Genomic DNA, 22,111 nt, shown 5'->3' with positions numbered 1-22,111 from the left:
AAAACTCCTTTGTGTAATTAAAGTTCAATGCCCTGTATAATATATATGTACGATGACTCGCAAATTCGTCCGCAATTTTGAAAAAAAATTAAAAAAAATTTCATATCCTGCCATTTGAGTTTTTACTTATCTTAATAACTATTTTACATAACTTATATTACGCCAATATTTATATTATTATATATTATATTTTACCTGTATTTAAATATATATATAATATATATAAGACTTCAGTAATCCGTAAATCCTCTTCACTGGCCGATTTTAGCCACTTAACTTTAGAAACGGCTTTTAGGAATAGAACATAAAAAAGACAATATTATCAATAACTTAACGATTACTGCTTTCTGAAATACTAATTAGTAATTCAGAAATTAGGTACGAAATTGGTAGTTTTTTACCTATGAAAAAGTAGCTTCAGTAGTGTATCAAAACGTTTAAATCTTATTTTAACTTTTAAAGATTTTATTCTTTTAGATAAAAAAATTATTACTACTTTTTTATAATAAATTAGTCATACAAGATCTTGGTAAAAATCTCTATTCATGAAACTTTTGGAGTTTTTATGAAGAATTCTTATCAAGGAATCGATTCTACAATTGTTAAACATGTGAGATTTCAAGCTTCGCGCCTTAAATCCAAAAGCTGTTTTATTAACGAAAGTCTCGAAGATATAGAACAAGAGCTTTTTTGTCAGGTTTGGCAATATCTTAACCAGCACGATGAGAAAAGAAGTAGTTTTAGTACTTTCGTTGCTAGATTAGCTAATTATTGTGCTCGCAATATGTTACGCAATCAGTTATGTCTAAAACGTAATATAACTTTTGATGATATAAACGACGATATTCCAGATCATAGGAACTCGGAAATCGAAGCGATAATTCGCACTGATATAAATAATATAATTTCAACTTTGTCTGAAAAAGATAGTAATTTATGTCAATTACTTAAGGTATTTACTATTACTGAAGTTTCTGTAATAACCAAAATACCAAAGACAACTATCTATCGCACACTAGAACGAATACGCGATAAATTCTCAGTTTTAGAGAAGTTATAAGCTCTCGATTATATTTGCTCAAAATTTTTTTTTGCAAATTGCGGACGAATTGCCTAGGTCATCGTACATATATATTTAGGTACTGGGAGAAAAATGAAAATAATGAACAGCAATGAACGGCTAAAAGTTCAAACAGGTATAAAAATGGTCATCTTTGGTCCTTATGGTATAGGTAAAACTAGTCTCTTAAAGACCATAAATGAACCAACACTTTGTCTTGATTTTGAGGCAGGTTTACTTGCTGTTCAAGATTGGCAAGGGGATTCTGTAAGTATTCGTACTTGGAATGAGGCAAGAGATATTGCATGTCTCATAGGTGGTCCTAATCCTGCGTTAAAATCTGACTCAGCATATAGCCAAAGACACTATGAGCATGTATCCAGTAAATACAAAGAGCTTGCTTCGGAGTTTCTCAAGTATCGATGTGTTTTTATCGATAGTATTACAGTAGCCTCGCGTTTATGTCTTTTATGGTCAAAAATGCAACCTGAAGCTTTTTCTGAAAGATCAGGAAAACAAGATATGAGAGCTGCTTACGGGTTACTTGCTCAAGAGATGATGGCTTGGCTCAATCAGTTTCAACATATTCCAAATAAAGACATCATTACAGTTGGAACTCTTGGGCAATACCTTGATGATTTCAATCGCTCAACTTGGCTACCTCAATGTGAAGGAGCTAAAACTGCAAGTGAAATTCCTGGGATAGTTGACGAAGTAATCAGTATGGTTGGAATCAAGAAAGATGATGGTACAGAGGTTCGTTCATTTGTCTGTCAGACAATTAATTCTTGGGGATATCCTGCTAAAGATCGAAGTGGATGCCTGAATATGGTTGAAGAACCGCATCTAGGAAAACTTCTTACAAAGATTAAAACCAAAGCTTTTGCAATTCAACCTATCACGCACAACATATAGGAGGTTATTATATGCTACAAAACTTTTTAACTATTGGTCAAAAAATTCCTTTTTTCAGTGTGAAAGAATACTTGGATGATCAATCGCCAATACCAGAAGATATAATCTCACCAAGAATTTTAACAAAAAGAGGCTTATTGGTACTGGGTGGCCCACCTAAAATCGGCAAGAGTGACTTTTTGATCTCTTGGCTTGTCCACATGGCCGCTGGTAGATCATTTCTCGGTATGACACCAAGTAGACCTTTGAAAATTTTCTACATGCAAACTGAAATTGAATATGAATATATGAAAGAACGTTTGCAACAACTTGATAATGAACTTTTGAATGTAGCTGCTAACAACTTAATCATTACGCCAAAAGTGCACTTATCATTTAATCATGATGAAATAAGTGAAATCAAGGAAATTGTGAATGAACGCTTTAAACCTGATGTTTTGGCCATAGATCCATTACGTAACATCTTTAGCAGTGAATATGGAAATGAAAATGATAATAGTGCTATGCTGTTTTTTCTGCAAAAGACTCTTGAAAAGCTACGCAGTGCTATCAATCCAGATGCTTGTATTGTACTTACTCATCATACAAAAAAATTATCAAAAAAGATGCTCGAAGAAGATCCATTTCAAGGCCTAAGTGGTGCTGGATCTTTACGTGGATTTTACAGTACTGGTATGGTGATGTTTGCTCATGATGAAGAAAGTAGTGCACGCCAGATAGTATTTGAGCTTCGCAATGGTGAACGCGTGCAAAATAAACTTGTCGATAAGATAAATGGTCATTGGCAGCTAATGGAATAGCTAATTTTCACTTTAAAATCAACTTATAGGAGAGCGTATGCTACAAGATTTTTTAACTGATTTTAATAATGCAAAACTGCAGAGCAGTTTAATACCGAAAGGTACAATAGTCAAGGTAAAAATGGCAATAAAGCCTGGAGGTTATGAAAATTGGTTCACTAAAAACTACACTACTGGCAGCATCTATTTAAACACTGAATTTACTGTCACTGAAGGTCCATATGCAAAACGCAAGATTTTTCAGATTATAGGTATCAAAAATAGCAAAGCAGAAGGTGAAGAAGACATCTGGGGAGAATCTGGACGTTCTATGCTGCGTAGTATTTTGGAATCATCCAGAAATATTCATGCAAATGACACTTCAGAGAAAGCAGTTACTGCTAGAAAAATCAACTCTATAGCTGATTTCAACGATTTAGAGTTTACAGCGAAAGTAGGCGTTGAAACTAATAATACGTACGGAGATAGAAATAGGATTACTACAGTTATTACTCCAGAATTACAAAAAAGTTTTCAAGATGATTGGTTGCCATTTTGAAGTATGACGAAGGAAAGTTGTGGGCTGCTGTTATTACTAGAGCTATTCAGGATGCAGCAGGAAAAAACCCTAAACTTAAAAAAGAGGCTTGTCAATGGATTCGCTCACGATCTTTTGAAACTGTTTGTGAGCTGGCTAATCTTGACTTTAAACGTCTAAAAAATATGTTGAACAAATTTGGAATAAACAAGGAGAATTTTATGGATTTTTCATCTAAAAATGCTTTAAAAATAAAATCATTATTAATTAATAATATCAAAGATTGTTTATCTTATTTGTTACCTGAAGGCAAATCTTACCAAAATAAATTCTATATTGGCAGTAGAAATGGAAATAAGATAATAGTTGAAATGGAAGGAGAAAATGCAGGAAATTGGTACAACCTGATCGAAGAAAAGAAAGGAAATATAATAGACCTTTGGACTTTAGTTAAAGGTAATATAGATTCTGCTGAAACATGGTTGAACAGTAAAGATGAAAGAAGTTCCATATTACAAGAAAAACAAAACGAAGGAAAAGCATTTTCTGTAAACCATTACTTAAATGACAAATCACCAATGCCACAAGATATAATAGGCCCAAGAATTTTGACACCAGGTGGTCTTTTGGTCATAGGTGGTACTCCAAAGATTGGCAAAAGTCATTTTCTTCTTTCTCTATTAGTACATCTGGCAGCAGGAAGATCATTTCTTGGCATGAAGCCTACAAGACCGCTAAAAATATTCTATCTACAAAACGAAATGGAATATGATTACATTAGAGAACGTATACAACAACTCAACAAACTTCCTCATTTAGCAACAGAAAACTTAATTGTGACGAACAAGATGAATTTGACCTTAAATGAAGAAGGTATAGAAAAAATAAAAAATATGGTAGAGGAAAAGTTTGATTTAGTTGTGATTGATTCTCCTTATAATTCCGTTAACTATGGTCTGCAGCATGCAATAGAAAAACTACGTTCCAAGATTAATCCTATGGCTGGAATAATCATCACAAATCACACCAAAAAAGTACCTACCTCTATATTGGAAAAGAATCCATTTCAAGCTCTCGTTGGTGCTAACGCTTTAAGAAGTTTTTATACATCTGGAATAGTAATATTTCAACCCAATAAACGTACAAATATCTTGCAAGTAGTATATGAACTTAGAAACGGTAGATCTATACCAACAAAATTCATCAACAAGATTAATGGATGTTGGAAATCTGCTAACGTTATAGCTAGAACATAAAAATTCTTCAGGTAGGTATGGATATTTATTGTTCACAAAGAAATGGACATTATAAATTCTTAGGGAAGAAAGAACAGTTAAGAACTCAACTCCTATCAAATATAAGGTCATGTCTTTCTTATTTACTGCCAAGAGGAACTTTTCGTGGTGATAAGTTCTATGTAGGTGATCTAAAAGGCAATCAAGGAAAAAGTATGATAGTGGAGTTAACTGGCAGTAAAGCCGGATTATGGCATGATTTTTCTACCGGAGAAGGAGGAGATATTTTTGATCTTTGGGCTGCTGTTACTGGAAAAAATCAATTTACTGATACGATAGAAGATATTGCTAAGTGGATTGGTTATTCGGAAAAAAATAACACTCTGGGGCAACCAACGGCATCATGGAACTATTACGATGAAAGTGATCAAGTGATTGTTACAGTTTATCGTTATAACACTGATTCAGGAAAAAGATATCTTCCTTTTGATGTAAAAAGGTCTAGTTTTACTCTACCAGAGACCAGGCCTTTATATAATATTCCAGGTATCATGAAATCTGATAAGGTGATTTTAGTTGAAGGTGAAAAGTGTGCAGATGCTCTGATAGAGCAAGGTATGACTGCCACAACTGCAATGTTAGGAGCAAATGCACCAATAGAAAAAACAGACTGGTCACCACTTAAGGGCAAGCATGTTATTATTTGGCCAGACAATGATGAACCAGGTAAACAATATGCTGAGAAAGTTGTGAAAAAGCTTACTTTTCTTGGTGTTTTATCACTTACTCTTCTTGAAATACCGGAGAATAAACCAAAGGGATGGGATTCAGCTGATGGTATAGAAGAAAAGATGAATATTCCTGAATTCATTGAAAATAACTCGAAAAAAATCATCGTTAAGCAATTGCTTAATATTCAAGAATGGAGCGTAGAACGTTTTATAGGTCCAGTACCGGAGCAAAAGTTTCTTGTTGAAGGGTTATTTCCTTTAGGAGTGACATCTATTCTAGCTGCAATGGGAGATACTGGTAAAGGTATGCTTCTACTTGATTTAGCACTGAAAGTTGCGAGTAGAAAAGATCAGCCATGTGGTTTTGGCCCACTTGTTACTGAGCATGGATCTGTGGTAATATTCTCTGCAGAAGATGATATGAGTGAAATACATCGTCGTTTAGAGCGTCTTGATTCGCAATGCGAGAGATTAAAATATAAGGATAGGCTCTTTATTGTACCATTACCAAATGTTAGTGGATCACTTACAATCATAAAGAGTGTTTCAGGTAAAGTTATAGAGACTTCTCCTGAATTTGAATTGATAACAAAACAACTTAATAAAATAAAAAACTTAAAATTAATCGTATTTGATCCACTTGCATCATTTGTGCACGCTGATTTAAATACTGACCCAGCCGTAGGCGATTATTTGATGTCTTTATTATCTGATTTAGCAGGTAGCACTGGAGCATCAATAATTACTGCTCATCATATGAGAAAGCCAAAAAGTGAAAAACCTATATCGACTGTTGAGCAAGCACGTGATGCCATTAGAGGTACATCTGCTCTTGTTAATGGTGTTAGGTGTTCATACGCTTTTTGGTCTGTGGAAGATACAGCTAAACCGACAATTTTTAAATCAATAGGAGAATCTGTAAGACAGAACGCATTATTTTATGGAGCAATTGTTAAAGCAAACGGTTTGGCTGATCGCACTTTACGCACTTATTTAAGAAATGAAGAAACAGGATTGTTAGAGGACATAACTGAAAGATTAAGAATAAAAAATATGAACGAAAAAGATTCAAAGCAGCATCTTATAACTGCAATTACACGAGCAGCAATTTCTGGACATCCATTTACCCATACAGGAAGTACAGGAGTGTATAAACAGCGGCATAGACTACCTGAGGAGTTTCACAGTATAGGAAGAGATAGAATGGAGCGTATAGTTCAAGAGCTGTTACAAACACGGAAGCTGGTTAAGGGAATGGCTACTGGTTCAAAAGAAGATAAATGGCTTGACATTCCTAGCGGACCATTTGCTCGCGGCGTTGGAAAGTTTAGCTGTGGAGCTGAGCTATTCTCCTAAAAAATTTTTCTGATATAAAAAAATATTTTGATTTTTGCGGACGAATTTTGAACTCACCGTACATATATAATATAGGGGGCTTAATTAAAAATGTCAATACTCACACAGTCAGGAAGAGCAGCAATAGCAGCCAGCATCAAAAAGCAATCTATCCATCTTGCTTGGGGAACAGGTGATTCAAGCTCTGGAAGTAGCCACAAAGTAGAAAAAACTTTCGTTAAGGGTGAAATAAAATTTGATCATCAACCTATTTTTGATCGTCAACCTATTAAAGATGTGAAGGTTTTTACAGGGCAAACAACTTATCAGCCAAGTATTGACTATACAGTTAATGGCAGTACTGGTGTAATAAAACTTACGGAAAATAGCTCTATTCCAGTAAGTGATAAAGTTACTGTAGAGTATAGTGAAAGCACACCACCAGAGCTGATAACTTCTGAAAAGCTGCTCAATGAACTTGGCAGACGTACTGCAGACGAAGTGCTATTCTGCACAGGTGATGAAAACGGTGAACTTATAACTCCATCTGGAAGGTTTAGGCCCTCAAATGTACCAACTAATAATCTCTATCTCAAATTTACTTTCGATTTCACAAACGCAGCAAATCAAGTTATACGGGAATTAGGGGTTATGGTTGGTACTAAAGTAAAAGAAGAATTACCTATAGGACAGAGGTATTTTGAACCACAAGATATAGAAGACCCAGGGATCTTATTAGTTTTAGAACACACTGTACCACTTATCAGAACATCTGCAACTCGGGAAACTTTTTCATTTGTTGTAACCTTTTAGAATAAAATGACTTTAAACGCCTATTATAACCGCTTTAATCCTGACAAAGAGTACGAAAAAAGTTTGTTCCTTGCAGGAAGAGGTCTACAGTCTGCAGAATTAAATGAGACTCAGGAGTATGCTCTTTCTAAGCTTAAAGGCATAGGTGATGCAATATTTCGTGATGGTGATGTTATAACGGGAAGCAATTGTATTATAGATGCAAAAACTGGTAAAGCTACACTTGAGGGAGGAAAAATCTATCTGCGCGGTGCAGTTAGAAAAGTTGAAAAAGAAGAATTTGTTATTCCACTGAGTACCACAGTTCGCATAGGTGTTTATTATGTAGAATCTACGATTACAGAACTTGAGGATGAAAACCTTCGTGATCCTGCTATTGGTACAAGAAACTATCAGGAAGTAGGAGCTGCAAGGCTTAAAGTTTCCACCATTTGGGGTTATCAAGCAGAAGGTCTTTCTCCACGTTTTTCTGAAGGAGAGTTTTATCCAATCTATAACATTGAAAATGGAGTATTAATAGAACATTCACCACCTCCACAAGCAAACATAGTAACTACTGCTCTTGCTCGTTATGACAAAGAAGCAAATGGTTCCTACGTCGTAAATGGTCTTGAAGTAATGTTCCTGCAAAAGGAAGAGGGAGAAGGAGGAAAAAAAATATTTGTGATTAATGAGGGCAAAGCTCATGTTGATGGCTATGAGATTGAACTTCCTCACAGTATTCGTGTTTCTTTTGATGAAGATCCAGATATAAAAGCAGTTGAATCAGAACCACATACTTTTCAGCCAAATAGCCAAAGAGTAATGGAACTTAAAGTTAATGATTTTCCAATAAGTGAAATTAAAAAAGTAGATATAACTGTTCAGAAAACCATTACTGTTACTCATGGTTCATACTCTGGAGCTATTGATCCGATACCTGACTCTGCAGTACTTGAGATTATTCAAGTTAAACAAGGCAATGTTATTTATGAAAATAGTATAGATTACAAATTAAACGCAGGAAACGTTGATTGGTCATTACCAGGTAAAGAACCAGCTCCTGGAAGTAGTTATCAAATAACCTACCGCTGTCGTACTCATGTAAGCCCTGAAGATATAAGTGAACAGGGATGCAAAGTAAAAGGAGCAGTTGATAACAGCTTGGTTCTGATTGATTACACCTGGAAAATGCCCCGCTATGATTTAATTACTATCGATAGCAAAGGAGTGGTAAGAAGAATAAAAGGAATTTCTCACCCTTGGCGACCATCAATGCCTAGAGCGCCTAGTGGACAACTTTTGCTCTGCTACATTCATCAGACGTGGAAAAAAGGCGAAGGGGTAAAAATAGTGAATAATGCTATTCATGCTGTACCGATGAATGAGCTTGAAGCAATGAAAAAAGGAATAAATGATCTTTATGCGCTGGTTGCAGAGGAACGTCTACGCAATGATGCAAATTCAAGAGAACCTACCACCAAAAAAGGAGTATTTGTTGATTCATTCTTTGATGATGATATGCGCGATCAAGGAATTTTGCAGTCTGCAGCAATAGTAAATAAGGAACTAATTTTACCAATAGATGTAACGATTGCTGATATTGATGGAGGAGAAAAAACTTATTTGTTGCCATATGAACTTGAACCGGTACTGGAGCAGCTTTTACAGACTAAAGGAGAAAAGATCAATCCATATCAAGCTTTTGATCCAGTCCCGGCACAAATTACTCTAAATAAAAATATAGATCACTGGACGGAGGTTACCACGAATTGGAAAAGTCCAGTAACCAGAGTGTTTAATGTTAAAGAAACAACAGAGCTGCTGTCAAGTACCTCATACGAAACTGAATTTATGCGAGAAGCAACTCAAAATTTTGAGATTGAAGGTTTTGCAACTGGTGAAAAGCTTAAGGAAGTAAAATTTGATGGCATAAGCATTCAACCTCAAGCATAGAAAATATTTGAAAGAAAAACATGATCGCAACATTTATTGCTGATAACAGAGGAAAAATAAAAGGAAGATTTACTGTACCAAGAAACATTCCTGCTGGGACTAAGTTAGTACAGTTCTTCGGTGATAAAGGAAGTTATGGAGAAGCAACGTATACTGGTAAAAAAACAATTACCATAGAGGAAAGAAGAAGAGTTATCGCAGCAAGAAGAGTTGATCCTTTAGCGCAAACATTTACTCTAAATGAAAGTAGGCACATAGGAGGCGTGGAACTATGGTTTGTAAATAAAGGCAAAAAACGTGTTGTTGTGCAGATTAGAGAAACAGCAGTGGGAGTGCCCTCGCAAACTGTCATTGCTGAAAGCTATATTGAGCCAAAAGATATAAAGATAGATGGCACAGCAACACGTATAGAGTGGTCACCAGTGTTTTGCCATGCAGGAGAGGAGTATGCAATAGTACTACTTACTGATGATGCAGATACTGCAGTAAAAATAGCAGAACTTGGCAAATATGATGCAGTAAATAGCCGTTGGGTAACAAGCCAGCCATATCAAGTAGGAGTATTACTGTCATCAAGCAATGCAAGCACCTGGACTCCACATCAAAATTTAGATTTAACGTTTCGGCTTTTGGCTGCAAAATTTAGCGAAAATTCTCACGTTATTGATCTGGGAAAAGTTACAGCAACCAATACTTCAGATTTAATTGTTTTGACGAACGTCGAAAAAGTAGCATTTGATACCAATGTGGAATTTATCTTAACAGATGAAGAGGGAAAAGAGAACTTTTTGTCTGATAATTTGCCACTTGCACTGCGTGAAAGACTATCTGGAGAGCTAACAGTAAAGGCAAGCCTAAAAGGAGGGCGAGAAAAAAGTCCAGTGCTATATCCTGGGTTACAGCTAGTTATGGGTAATATAGGGGAAAAAGGAGATTATGTTACAAGAAGTATTACAGCAGGAGCTAATACTAAAATCACCATAACGTACGATGCGCTGATACCTGGCACTGCAGATGTTAAAGCGTATGTGCAAAAAAACGTGGATTGGCAATTAGTAAATTTAACATCAGGAAAACCAATAGGGGAAAACTGGGTAGAGAGAACTCATGTGCTAACAAACTTTAATGGTAATGAGACAAGGGTAAAATTAGCTTTGAGTGGAACGGTTGTTTATCGCCCTAAAGTCAAAAATCTACGAATCATTATCACTTAGCAGAATGTCAGATGATAAAACAAGCAGAGGGTATCCACTACCACATCCAGAAAATATTGCTGTGCAGGATGTTGTTCGTATCCGTACCACAATTAAGAAAATAGATGAAGATATTACCGAAAGAGAAGATGAGCATAATCAACTTAAGAGTAATTTTGAGCGGTTTAATTTTGAGACTTTTTTAAATTTTTGGAAATGAAAGAAGCAATATACCAAAGGATAAAGGATTTAGCAGCAAATAGCACACCTGATCAACTGGCATATCTTGCAAAATCGCTGGAATTGATAGCAGATAAAAAAGCTATTTCTGATATTGCGCAAATGACTAAAGTAAAAGAAATAATTGATGCACTACAAAAGAGGCTTAAGGATTTAGCAGAAAACAGTACACCAGATCAATTAGCATATCTTGCTAAAGCATTGGAATCAATAATCGACAAAAGTGCAGTTTCTGAAATTGTACAGATGACAGATGGTAAGCTAAAAGAACTTCTTGATAGTGCAAAAAAACACTTAACTGATCTGGATAATAAAAAAGCTAGTTCTTTAGCAGTGATCTCTGAATCAGAGAAGCAGTTATTAAAGAGAATTGATGAAAAAGGAACAACAAATTTATCGCTACTTGATACGAGAAAGAATGCCAATATTGCAGCAATAAATAGCATTAGTAACAGTCATAAAGATGGTCTTAAAGGTTTAGTGAATAACTTCCGTACTGTTAATGATGTGCCAAGTGGCTCATCAATTATTAGGGAAATAGAAACTCGAATTGAAAACATCCTGAATGAGGTAAAAACTCGGGATGAACAGTTAAAAGCGTCTCTTATAAATGAAATAAGAAAGCGCAACATGGTTGAACCAGGGTCATTACCTTTCTTATTTGGTGTACTTGGCAGAAAAAATAATTATTTTGGCCACGGAACTTTTACGACAGAGCTTGGAAAGTGGAGTAGTGATATAACAAAAACTGACTATATGTTACAACTACTAGCAGGTAGCCATACGTACAATACAGATTACGTTAGTTTTTATCGGCCAAGACAACTAAGTTTTATAGAGGGAAGTAAAGGAACATTTATTTACGGAGAGTTATGCACAAAAAGTTTTTCGGGTAGTTATGATGAGATATACTATTACCCGTATGCTGCACTTGGAGTAGTATTTGTAAAAAATACAACCAATGTGAACATAAATAAGACAATGGAATTTGTTGGATCATCGTATTCGAGTACGGAGTATGGGGGAGCAGGATTATTTGTGGGAACACCAGATAATACCAATTCTAATAAATCAAGTATTTCAAAAATAGTATGGAAAAATGTTTACCAATACACGAGTTCTGATAGCAAGTTAGCCGGATCTGGTAATGTGGAGATTCCAGCAGGAAAAACAGTTGCAATATTACTTTACACATCATCTTATCTGTATTCCAGAACACAAGTTAGTCAAGGTATGCTTGCATCAAATTATGTACACAACTATGGTCAATTTATTCAGTGGGGGATTTATAACATACGTAGCAATTTTCTCACCACAGGGCTTGAGGTAGATGTGGAAAGGACGCTCAGGGGTTGGCAATGTCCAGGATTATCTAACACGTATGAGATTTGGAGGTAACAAACAATGTCTATCTACATTAGATTTGAAAATGATAAACAAGTAGAAACAACAACACTTGAAAGCAAGCCAACTGAAAATGATTGGTATGAAGCACCAGAAGATTTTGATTGGCAAAAAAGCTATTGTTTAACAGAAGGAGGAAAAATTGCTCAGCGTACTAAAGAAGATATACAAAAGGAGTTACTGGATAATGCGAAGCTTTGTGCATTTGATAGTATGCGTTTCTATTATGATAATCATACTCACCAATATGCAGGTCATTCTCACCAAAAAGCTAAATCTTATGAGATTCAAGCGGAAGCCGCAAAAAGCATTCTAGCAGCACCAGAATCTATAGATGAAAAGGATAAAGAAATTATAGAACCTTTAGCAAAAGTCCGTGGTATTACGGTTATTGAAATGGCAAGAATAATTGAGGAAAAAGTGAAAAAAGCAGTAAAAGCAATAATTAAATGTGAAGAGCTTGAAGATTTAGCCAAAAGAAAGATTGAAGAAGCCAAAAGTGAAAATGAGCTACAGACTTTGCTAGATGATTTCAGGAAAAAAATACAAAGAAATGGCTGAAGAATTTTTACATGGCGTAAATGTTATTGAGGTAACCTCAGGAGCAAAGACAGTACGTACAGCTAAATCATCAGTGATAGGTGTAATTGGTACTGCACCTGAAGCTGATGAGCAAAAATTTCCGCTAAATAAACCAGTGTTAGTTGCAGGAAGCTTAAAGGAAGCAGCAAAGCTCGGAAAGAGTGGCAGTTTACCTTCTGCAATAAATGGAATATTTTCCCAGATTGGTGCAACAGTAGTAGTTATTCGAGTTAAAGAAAGTGAAAACAGCGATCCAAAGCTCAAAGAAAGTGAAACTATTCAAAGTATAATCGGTGGAGTTGATAAAGAGACTGGAGAATATCAAGGGATAGAGGCATTCCTCAGTAGTGAAAGTATAGTTCATGTTGCTCCAAGAATATTAATTGCACCTCAGTTTACTCATCAGTTACCTGAAATAGATGGAGTAAATCCAGTAGTGAGTGCTTTAATTTCCATAGCAGAAAAATTAAGAGCAATTATTGTTGCAGACGGACCAAATACTAATGATGAAGAAGCAATAAAATGGAGAAAAAGTGTAGGCAGCTCAAGAGTTTACGTAGTTGACCCATGGATTAAGTTATTTATTGAAGGAAAAGAAAAAATCTTGCCATCGAGTCCATTTGTAGCTGGTTTAATAGCTAAAATAGACAGCGAACAAGGCTTCTGGCATTCACCTTCAAATAAAGAGATAAATGGTATTGTTGGCACAAGCAGGCCTATTGATTTTAGCTTAGGTTATGCAAATTGCAGAGCAAACCACTTAAATGAAAATGAAGTAACAACGATAATTCATCAAAACGGCTATAGGCTTTGGGGAAATAGAACATGTTCAAATGACTCAAAATGGGCTTTTCTGTCAGTGAGAAGGACTGCAGATTTAATCAATGATAGTCTACTTCGAGCTCATTTATGGGCAGTTGATCGCAATATCACCAAAACTTATATAGATGATGTGATTGAGGGGGTGAATTCTTATTTGGCCAATTTAAAAGTACAAGGAGCGATTATTAGCGGAAAATGTTATGCAACTCCAGAGCTCAATACACCAACAAATATTGCAAGCGGGAAAGTATATTTTGATTTCGAATTTACACTACCATATCCGGCTGAGCAAATAACATTCAAATCTCATCTCGTAAATAATAGTGTAATAAGTTAGGAGAAAGCAAAGTGTTACCGAAAATACTGAGAAATTTTAACGTATTTGTAGATGGTCGTGGTTATGCAGGAAAAATAGATGAAATAACCTTGCCGAAGCTTACCATAAAAACCGAAGAGTACAGAGCTGGTGGTATGGATATTCCAATAAATATTGACATGGGCATGGAAAAGCTTGAAGCAGACTTTACTTTTGCTGAGTATGATTCAGAACTATTTAGACTTTTTGGCTTGATAGATGGAAACTCAGTATCTTTAACGCTCCGTGGAGGAATGCAAGGTAATGATATTGAAGCAGTAATAATCAATTTAAGAGGCATTTTTAAAGAGTTTGACTTTGGCAACTGGAAACCTGCTGAGAAAGCAACGCTGAAGTGTACTGTAGCTGCCCATTATTATAAACTTACTATAGGTGGTAATGAATTAATAGAGATCGATGCTGAAAATATGATTAGAAAGATAAATGGCGTTGATCAAATGGCCTTGCTACAAACGATTCTAGGGATCTAATATGGTTGACAAAATTACATAAAAATGTTAAAATATAAGAAGTTGTAGGTATATAGTTAATATGGATTCTAAAGCTCATACAAATTCCATAGAGCAGCTAACTGGTTTACTTGTTAGTGTAGCACAATCTCAAGACAAGTCCGTTTTAAAGTTATTAACTGAATTAATGGAAGAAGAAATTGAAGATATGGAATTATCTAAGATTGCTGACGAACGCTATAAAGAAAAGAGGGTTAAACATCAAGATGCCTTCTGGGATTAAGCCTTACAATATAGACTATTCAGAATCTGTTATAAAGAAAGACATTCCGGCTCTTCCAGCAAAAGTAAAGTTAATGATTAAGAAGGCAATAATGGAGCGTCTAACAGTTGATCCAATTGGACTTGGAAAGCCATTAAAGCATAACTTAAGTGGACAACGTAGTCTACGGGTGAGTACCTATCGTATACTTTATTATATAGATGTACCAGAACATACAGTAGTTATTACTTCAATTGAACACAGAAAAGATTCTTATCAAAGCTAATCCTATTTATAGCACCATACAAAGAAATTAGTTATGTAAAAGCCGATATAGACTTTTATTTAATTAACTTTTTAAGGAGGAACATGCAAGCTATAACACTTAATAACCCAATAACAGTTGATGGAATTTCTGTCTCAGAACTTACTGTTAGACGTCCAAAAGTTAGAGACTATCTTGCAATTGAACGCTTAAATGGTAGTGACCTTAGTAAAGAAGTAACTTTGACTGCCAATTTGACATCAGTTGCAAAAGAAGCAATTGAAGAGTTAGATATTGCTGATTATGTGAAAATTCAAGAGGTATTAAAGGATTTTTTTTCACCGATTATCCAAAAAACTTGAGATTAGAAATACTAGTGCTTGGCTCTATCATAGGTGGTGGAGTTAAGCACATTCTTGATATGGAGATTAGTGAGTTTATTTTATGGAGCAAATTAGCTAGGGAGTTCAAATGTCAGTATTATCGATAAAAATAGGTGCGGTACTTGATGGCAGTTTCAGTACTGTAATAAAAGGAAGTAGTAGTCAACTCTCTAATCTTGGTGAGAATATAAGAAAGCTTGATTCATCTTTAAAATCAGTATCAAAGTTTAAGCAGTTGGGTAGTGATGTTTTGACTAGCAGGAGGTCGTGGAAGGGCTTTGAAGATCAAGTAAAATCTTTAGCTAAACAAATGAAAGCGGTGGAGAAACCAAGCAAAACTTTAAAAGCAGAGTTTGACAAGGCCAAAACCTCCGCAACAAAAGCAAAAGAAGCATACTTAAAAAAGAGAGATGCTTTGCATTCATTTAATGAAGAAGTAAGAAAAAGTGGAAGAAATATTAAGTCATTAGTAAGTGATCAATATAAACTTGGTTCTTCTATTGAAGTGCTAAAAGGTAAGTATGGTAAGCTTGGGTCTGCAATACGTAGTCACCAAAGTTTTTTAGCAAGCAAAGCACATTTTAAGTCACAAATTATAGAGACTATTGGGCTAGGGCTAACGCTTGCAGCTCCAGTTAAAGTTGCGATTGACTTTGAAAGTGCTATGGCTGATGTTACAAAAGTGGTAGATTTTAAAAAAGGAACGGATGAAGCAACTAAATTTGCAAAGAAGTTAAAAGAGATGTCACGTACTATACCATTATCAGCCGCAGAACTGGCACAAATAGCTGCAAGTGGTGGTCAACTTGGTATCAAGAAAGAAGATCTTTTTATGTTTACAGAAACAGTGGCAAAAATGTCTACAGCATTTGATATGTCTGCAGAGCAAGCAGGTGATTCTATAGCTAAACTCTCTAACGTTTATGGAATTGATGTTAGTAAAATGGAACATGTTGGTAATGTGATCAACCACTTATCAGATAACACTGCTGCTAAAGCAAGAGATATGGTTGAAGCTCTAGCAATAGTTGGTGGTACTGCAAAGCAGTTTGGTTTGGATATCGAGAAAACAAGTAGTTTAGCAAATGCTTTCATTAGCTTAGGTAAAACACCTGAAAAAGCTGCAACTGCTATAAATGCTCTACTTAGTAAACTTCAGACTGCTGAAGAACAAGGAGGGGATTTTAAAGCAGCACTAGAGCAAATGGGCATAACTGCAGAAGAAATAGTACAAAGAATAAGCGAAAACGGCGAAGAAGCATTACTCTACTTTTTTCAAACTCTAAAGAAAATGGATAACCAGGAACGTTCTACAATCCTTATGAAACTTTTCGGTCAGGAATATCAAGATGATATTGCATTATTAGCTGGAAGTTTTAACAAATATGAAGATGCTATAAGGTTACTAGCTGACACAGAAGAGTACAAGAGCTCGTTGCAGAAAGAATTTCAAAACCGTGTAGACACCACAGCCAGTAAATTACGACTTCTTCGAAACGCAATAGCTGAAGTTGGTATGAACCTGGGTTCAGTGATGCTGCCTACTTTAAAATCTATAGCTGAATTTTTACAAGAAAAAACTAGAAGCATAGCGTTATTTGCAGAAAAATATCCAACTTTAACCAAAGCAATCATGGGAACTATAGCAGCTTTAATAAGTTTAAAAATCTTAGTAGTGGGCTTAGGTTATGGATTTACTTTTTTAGCGAGTACAGTTCTTGGTTTAAGAGCAAAAATACTTGCAACATTTTCATTTTTATTAGCTACAGTTTTTCCTGCAGTTATAACAGGGCTAAGAGCAATAACACTCGCTGTAATGAGTAACCCTATAGGACTTTTAATTACTGGACTTGTCACTGGCGCAGCACTTGTTATAACTAACTGGCAAAAGGTAAAAGACTTTTTCTCTAGCTTTTGGAAATCACTTATTAAACCTATAGGAGAAGCTTTTTCATGGATAGGGGAAAGTGTATTTGGAAAAGTACTGGGGCATAGCACATTGAAAGAGTTTGAAAAAAGAAAAACTGAAGTAAAAGCAGTGCACACTCCCCTAAAAAGTAATATTCTCAACAGTGGAAATCCTTTGTTAGGTAACAGTATAATTAAAGAATTTTCCAAGAGAAATAAGAATATCTTTAGAGTCAAAAGCCTTATTGAGGAGAAAAAGTTTACAGAGAGCGATAAGATATTTGCAAGGAGTAAGTTTGAAAATAAAGAACAAAATAAAACTCAGAACATCACTAATAATTACACTATCAGCATTAAAGCAGAACCTAACCAAGATGTTCGTAGTCTTGCAGATGAAGTAATAAAAAGGATAAGAGAAAAGTCACGTGATGTTTTATTTGATACGGTAGAGACATTTTATTGATGCTATCTCTTGGTCCGTATAAGTTTGCTCCCACAAGTTTAAAGTATAGCAGAGAAAATCGTTGGAGCACGATTGAGTGTATTGAAAATATGCCACTATTACAAAATATCGGTCAAGGTGTAGAAAATATAGATTTAGAAGGAATGATTTATCTGCATAATCTCAACGGGCTAAATCAATTAAAGAGTGTGAAAGAAGCTGAAAAACCACATATTTTAGTAGATAGTTTAGGTAATATTTTAGGACAATTCGTAATTACTAGGTTAGAAGAAAAGCAGATGTATTTTTTACCTAATGGACTACCAAGAAAAGTTGAATTTAGTTTGAGTTTAAAAAGCTATAGATGACTGTATACTATGTGAGTAAAGAAAATGAGATGTTAGATCTGATTTGCTGGAAACATTACGGATTTACTGATGGAGTAGTGGAATTAGTACTAGCAGAGAACTTAGGTTTGGCAGAATACAGAAGCTTTTTGCCTGCAGGATTAAAGATAAAGCTTCCTACTATTAAGAAAATAGTACAAAAGTCAAAATTAAAGGTCTGGGAATAAATGCAGCCAGATTTTATAATAGATAAATGTGAATCAATTAAAGATAGAGTTATATCATTGCACCTTACAGATGAATCAGGAATAATAGATGATGTAGTTGAAGTGTGTGTTGATTACAGGGATGAAGACATAGATATTCCGAATGAATTGAACATAGCACTAGGTTATAAGGAATTTGGAATCTTTCCAATGGGTATATATACAGTCAACGAAGTGACTATACAGGGTCCACCTAAAACTCTACTAATAAAAGCTCATGCAACAAATTTAAGAATATCTTTGAAGGCAAAAGTATCAAAAGAATGGCATCAAATTACCATAGAAAACTTAGTGAAAGAAATAGCTCAAAAACATGGATATGGACATAAAGTTGCTGAGGAATTTAAGAATGTATTGATACCCCATATTAATCAGGCAGATGAAAGTGATATAAGTCTGTTAACAAAGATCGCAACAGAGCGTGAAGCAATGGCAAAATTAGCTGGTGGGTATATATTGTTTATTTCAAAGAATATGGCAAAATCAGCCACAGGAAAAGCTTTAGGAACAACGACTATTAGACCTCAAGATACAATTAACTGGAAAGTGCATTTTACCGTACGTGATAAGTATAATTCAGTAGTGGCAAAGTGGCATAGCTATGAAAAGGGTGAAACTATTAAAGAAACAGTTGGTAGCGGCGAGCCAAGTTATATTATTCTAGAAATGTACTCAAATGCAGAATCAGCACTAAGTGCAGCAAATGCTAAGTTAAAACAACTAAAGCGAAATAATGCAGTATTGGATATCACTATACCTGGTAATCCAGAGTTATTTGCAGAAGCTAAACTTAATCTTATAGCTTTTAATCAAGCGGTAGATGGTGAATGGATAGTTAACAGAGCGGAGCATACTTTAAATAGCTCGGGTTACCTTACTATGTTGTCAGCATCTTTGAGTAAGTAATGTTAATAAAAAATGAGTAAATGATCTATTTAATATTAAAAAGATGTTGAATATGGATAAATTGGGTCAAGATACAAAAAACAAGCTGCATTTTTGGTGGCTTATAACAGTAATAGTATGTATTATTGCTACCTATTCCTACATGAAGGCAAGAGCTGCAGATAATTATAAAACGATATTACGCATTGCTTCTCAAAATTGTAACTTAGAGACTGTAAAATTCTTAGTAGAAAATCTATTAGATATTAATGTGCAGATCCCTAAATTAACAGCACTACATTATGCTGCAGAAGAGGGATGTGCAGAGGTTGTAAAATTCCTAGTAGAAAAAGGAGTTGATATAAATGCTACAAAATATGAAAGATGGACACCTTTACATGCAGCTACATATGAAAGCAAATTGGAGATAATTAGATTTTTATTAGACAAAGGTGCAGACCCTACCATTAGAGACACAGATGGAAAAAATCCAAGAGATGTAGCTGTATTAAGGTCAAGGCACAATAAAGATAAACCTTACAGGGAAATCATAAAGCTACTTGCTAAAGCAGAAGATCAATACGAATCAACAAAAAGTAATCACTAAAGCTGTAAGTTTTCTATAATCTGCATATAAATTTCCAAAACTATCCATAACAAGTTCATATTTTCACATGAAAAAGCAAAAAATCCCAATAGCGGTAATAATAACAATAGTTCTACAGACTATAGGATTCATATGGTGGTTGGCAAAACTTGACTTACGTGTACACATCCATGATAAATTTATAGAAAAAAACCAAGGACTAATCGAAATAGTCTATCGACTTGAAGAGAGAGTGAAAAACCTCACTGAAGAAGTCAACGAACTTGAAGCTATTCACAAACATAAATAAATTTTACAGTGACAAAGTACATTTTATCTGTAGATGGAGGTGGCATTAGAGGGATAATACCTGCCATTATTCTAGCAGAAATTGAATCTAGGACAAAAAAGCCAATTTCCCAGATTTTTGATTTAATGGCAGGAACCTCAACCGGTGGGATTATTGTTGCTGGACTTTGTAAAAGCAATAAACTTCAATACTCTGCCAATGATTTGGTTGAACTTTACCAAGAGTATGGAGCATATATCTTTCAATCATCATTTTGGAGAAAATCAATTGCTTCTTGGCTGAGTGGTTCTCAGTACTCATATAGAAATATGGAATTTATTCTCAACAAATACTTTGGTGAAAGTACTATGGCCGATGTTGCGAGTAATCTACTACTCACCAGTTATGACATTCACAATAGTTGTGAATTTTTCTTCAAAAGTTGGAAAGAAAAAAACATTAAGTTGAAAGATGCACTCAGAGCTACAACAGCTGCTCCAACGTACTTCACACCAAAACGTCTGAAAATTAGCCAAACAGAGAGAGTATTGATAGATGGTGGAGTGTTTGCAAATAATCCAGCGGCTTGTGCATATGCAAGTGGTAAGAGGTTATTTCCAAATGATGAGATTATACTGCTATCAATAGGCACTGGTGGAACAGATAGAAGTATAAAGTATGCTAACTCAAGGAAATTTGGCAAAATAGGGTGGATCAAGCCACTACTGAATGTGATGTTTGCCTCTGGATTGGATTGCGTTGATTATCAACTAGAACAAGTAATAGACGATAAATATATAAGAATACAATCGCAATTGAAAGTAGCATCGACTGAGATGGACAATATTACACTCAAAAATATCAAATCTCTTCAGCAAGAGGCAAATGCAATGATAGAGGACAACCAGAAATTAATAGATAAACTTTGCGATTTCATATCTTAATTTATACCAAGCAAAATTCAACTGAGCCAAAAAAGTTGGTTAGCAAATTCTGCTGGTTAAATCATTAACTAACTTTACTTATATCTTAAACACATTCAATTTTCACACTCACCCAACTCATCAGCAGTTAGGCCACTTGCTCGCACAATAATATCAATAGCAACACCTTCCTTAACTAGATCTTTTGCAATCTTGATTTTCTCTGCTTTTTTAACCTTTTCTTTACCAGTTTGCATTCCTTCAGATAAAGATCTGGCTACCGTATCCAGTAATTCTTGATCCTCAATTTTTTCGCATTTACCTATAAACCCAAAAACTGGCTCATTTTCATATTCTGTTAGTCCAAGAGCTTTAATGTTAACTGATAATGTCTTTGCTATCTTATATAATATTTCAATTGGAATGTCTGTATATCCTCGTTCATAGTCGTGTATTTCTTTAGGTGTTGAACCTATTTTATTTGCCAAGTCCTCCTGAGTGTATTCCCGTATTAATCTCTGCTCTTTTATCCTTTTCCCCACTTTGTAGAGTATAGAATCAGTACAAATTTCTTTCTCTATATCATCATATTCATAAGTAGATAAGCGAGTCACTTGGGAAATAATATCAACTGAAACTCCTTCTTTCACTAGATTCTTTGCTACTTCTATTTTCGCTTCTTCTTGGCTAATTTTCTCGCTAATATATACAAACCTTACTAATGGATACAGCTTCTTGCGTAATTCCTGATCCTTAATTTCTCTATGTATTTTTGTTAGATAGACTATTTCTTTATCCTCATCTTCATACCAACTGTTTTCTCTTAGTACTGTTGGTCCTGGAAGTAGATCTATAACATTGACTGACAATGCTCCTGCTATTATATACGATTCTTTGATTGTAATAGCCTTGCACCCTAGTTCAAAGTTATGTATTTCCTTATGTGTTAAACCAATTTTTCTTGCTAATTTTGCCTGAGTATACCCTTGTACTATCCTACAACCTTCTATTTTTTTCCCTAGCTCGTAGCTTACTGAGCCAATATGCTCTGAATTATCATAGATAAATCCTCTAAAAGCTGTTTTTCCTACAGAAGCAAACATATATTCTATCACAAAAAAATCCACTATTGGCTAAGTTTTTATGAA

Annotated in this window: 25 protein-coding genes; 24 read left to right on the top strand and 1 reads right to left on the bottom strand. The window is 35.0% G+C overall.

Annotated features, from left to right (window positions below; genetic code table 11):
* The first annotated feature begins 565 nt into the window (after positions 1-565).
* The 24 genes from AAGD51_RS05565 to AAGD51_RS05450 all read left to right on the top strand — a co-directional run bounded on the left by AAGD51_RS05565 (position 566) and on the right by AAGD51_RS05450 (position 20,984).
* Entirely contained in the window at positions 566-1,060 is a 495-nt protein-coding gene (locus tag AAGD51_RS05565; RefSeq protein ID WP_019236463.1) for a sigma-70 family RNA polymerase sigma factor, read from the top strand.
* 93 nt (positions 1,061-1,153) lie between these two features.
* Positions 1,154-1,975 (top strand): ATP-binding protein, encoded by an 822-nt coding sequence (locus AAGD51_RS05560; RefSeq protein ID WP_213863537.1) that lies wholly within the window; start codon positions 1,154-1,156, stop codon positions 1,973-1,975.
* A gap of 11 nt (positions 1,976-1,986) precedes the next feature.
* Entirely contained in the window at positions 1,987-2,775 is a 789-nt protein-coding gene (locus AAGD51_RS05555; protein ID WP_213863538.1) for an AAA family ATPase, read from the top strand.
* 37 nt (positions 2,776-2,812) lie between these two features.
* Positions 2,813-3,313: a hypothetical protein gene (locus AAGD51_RS05550; RefSeq protein WP_341810407.1), complete on the top strand. Its 501-nt coding sequence runs from the start codon at positions 2,813-2,815 to the stop codon at positions 3,311-3,313.
* A complete protein-coding gene (locus AAGD51_RS05545; RefSeq protein WP_341810405.1) occupies positions 3,310-4,548 on the top strand; it encodes an AAA family ATPase in 1,239 nt (412 codons plus the stop codon). The genes AAGD51_RS05550 and AAGD51_RS05545 overlap by 4 nt, the downstream gene beginning before the upstream one ends.
* 17 nt (positions 4,549-4,565) lie before the next feature.
* Positions 4,566-6,614, top strand: coding sequence for an AAA family ATPase (locus AAGD51_RS05540; RefSeq protein ID WP_341810404.1), 2,049 nt, complete (start codon positions 4,566-4,568; stop codon positions 6,612-6,614).
* Positions 6,615-6,704: 90 nt separating this feature from the next.
* On the top strand, positions 6,705-7,406 hold the full coding sequence (locus AAGD51_RS05535) for a hypothetical protein (RefSeq protein ID WP_264378231.1): 702 nt from the start codon (positions 6,705-6,707) through the stop codon (positions 7,404-7,406).
* Between the two features lie 6 nt (positions 7,407-7,412).
* Positions 7,413-9,341 (top strand): DUF4815 domain-containing protein, encoded by a 1,929-nt coding sequence (locus tag AAGD51_RS05530; RefSeq protein ID WP_341810403.1) that lies wholly within the window; start codon positions 7,413-7,415, stop codon positions 9,339-9,341.
* Between the two features lie 20 nt (positions 9,342-9,361).
* Positions 9,362-10,555, top strand: a complete 1,194-nt coding sequence (locus AAGD51_RS05525; protein ID WP_341810402.1) for a hypothetical protein — start codon at positions 9,362-9,364, stop codon at positions 10,553-10,555.
* 4 nt (positions 10,556-10,559) lie between these two features.
* Positions 10,560-10,754: a hypothetical protein gene (locus AAGD51_RS05520; protein ID WP_141457048.1), complete on the top strand. Its 195-nt coding sequence runs from the start codon at positions 10,560-10,562 to the stop codon at positions 10,752-10,754.
* A complete protein-coding gene (locus tag AAGD51_RS05515; RefSeq protein ID WP_174515984.1) occupies positions 10,751-12,172 on the top strand; it encodes a hypothetical protein in 1,422 nt (473 codons plus the stop codon). Before AAGD51_RS05520 ends, AAGD51_RS05515 begins: the two co-directional genes overlap by 4 nt.
* 6 nt (positions 12,173-12,178) lie before the next feature.
* Complete coding sequence (locus AAGD51_RS05510) at positions 12,179-12,739, top strand: hypothetical protein (protein WP_155968663.1); 561 nt, start codon at positions 12,179-12,181, stop codon at positions 12,737-12,739.
* Positions 12,732-13,919 carry a phage tail sheath subtilisin-like domain-containing protein gene (locus AAGD51_RS05505; RefSeq protein WP_174515985.1) on the top strand — a complete coding sequence of 396 codons (1,188 nt, stop codon included), beginning with the start codon at positions 12,732-12,734 and terminating at the stop codon, positions 13,917-13,919. Before AAGD51_RS05510 ends, AAGD51_RS05505 begins: the two co-directional genes overlap by 8 nt.
* Before the next feature lie 11 nt (positions 13,920-13,930).
* Positions 13,931-14,428, top strand: coding sequence for a phage major tail tube protein (locus AAGD51_RS05500; protein WP_010082216.1), 498 nt, complete (start codon positions 13,931-13,933; stop codon positions 14,426-14,428).
* A gap of 61 nt (positions 14,429-14,489) precedes the next feature.
* On the top strand, positions 14,490-14,690 hold the full coding sequence (locus tag AAGD51_RS05495) for a hypothetical protein (protein ID WP_007303020.1): 201 nt from the start codon (positions 14,490-14,492) through the stop codon (positions 14,688-14,690).
* On the top strand, positions 14,674-14,955 hold the full coding sequence (locus AAGD51_RS05490; RefSeq protein WP_010082215.1) for a type II toxin-antitoxin system RelE family toxin: 282 nt from the start codon (positions 14,674-14,676) through the stop codon (positions 14,953-14,955). Before AAGD51_RS05495 ends, AAGD51_RS05490 begins: the two co-directional genes overlap by 17 nt.
* An 83-nt stretch (positions 14,956-15,038) precedes the next feature.
* Positions 15,039-15,296 (top strand): phage tail assembly protein, encoded by a 258-nt coding sequence (locus AAGD51_RS05485; protein WP_010405430.1) that lies wholly within the window; start codon positions 15,039-15,041, stop codon positions 15,294-15,296.
* 109 nt (positions 15,297-15,405) lie between these two features.
* On the top strand, positions 15,406-17,688 hold the full coding sequence (locus AAGD51_RS05480) for a phage tail tape measure protein (protein ID WP_341810401.1): 2,283 nt from the start codon (positions 15,406-15,408) through the stop codon (positions 17,686-17,688).
* Positions 17,688-18,035 (top strand): phage tail protein, encoded by a 348-nt coding sequence (locus AAGD51_RS05475; protein WP_015589018.1) that lies wholly within the window; start codon positions 17,688-17,690, stop codon positions 18,033-18,035. The genes AAGD51_RS05480 and AAGD51_RS05475 overlap by 1 nt, the downstream gene beginning before the upstream one ends.
* On the top strand, positions 18,032-18,241 hold the full coding sequence (locus tag AAGD51_RS05470) for a tail protein X (protein WP_253309012.1): 210 nt from the start codon (positions 18,032-18,034) through the stop codon (positions 18,239-18,241). The genes AAGD51_RS05475 and AAGD51_RS05470 overlap by 4 nt, the downstream gene beginning before the upstream one ends.
* On the top strand, positions 18,242-19,186 hold the full coding sequence (locus AAGD51_RS05465; protein ID WP_341810400.1) for a phage tail protein: 945 nt from the start codon (positions 18,242-18,244) through the stop codon (positions 19,184-19,186).
* A gap of 52 nt (positions 19,187-19,238) precedes the next feature.
* Positions 19,239-19,772, top strand: coding sequence for an ankyrin repeat domain-containing protein (locus tag AAGD51_RS05460; protein ID WP_341810399.1), 534 nt, complete (start codon positions 19,239-19,241; stop codon positions 19,770-19,772).
* Positions 19,773-19,839: 67 nt separating this feature from the next.
* Positions 19,840-20,061, top strand: a complete 222-nt coding sequence (locus tag AAGD51_RS05455) for a hypothetical protein (protein WP_253309009.1) — start codon at positions 19,840-19,842, stop codon at positions 20,059-20,061.
* 8 nt (positions 20,062-20,069) lie between these two features.
* Positions 20,070-20,984, top strand: coding sequence for a patatin-like phospholipase family protein (locus AAGD51_RS05450; RefSeq protein WP_019236454.1), 915 nt, complete (start codon positions 20,070-20,072; stop codon positions 20,982-20,984).
* Between the two features lie 95 nt (positions 20,985-21,079).
* Here AAGD51_RS05450 and AAGD51_RS05445 read toward each other — a convergent pair whose 3' ends face one another.
* A complete protein-coding gene (locus AAGD51_RS05445) occupies positions 21,080-22,066 on the bottom strand; it encodes a helix-turn-helix domain-containing protein (RefSeq protein WP_264339508.1) in 987 nt (328 codons plus the stop codon).
* Positions 22,067-22,111 lie beyond the last annotated feature (45 nt).

Origin of the sequence: Wolbachia endosymbiont (group A) of Volucella bombylans, assembly GCF_964026965.1 — a bacterium.
Classification (GTDB): Bacteria; Pseudomonadota; Alphaproteobacteria; order Rickettsiales; family Anaplasmataceae; genus Wolbachia; species Wolbachia pipientis.
This window is presented reverse-complemented; position numbering and strand designations above follow the sequence as displayed.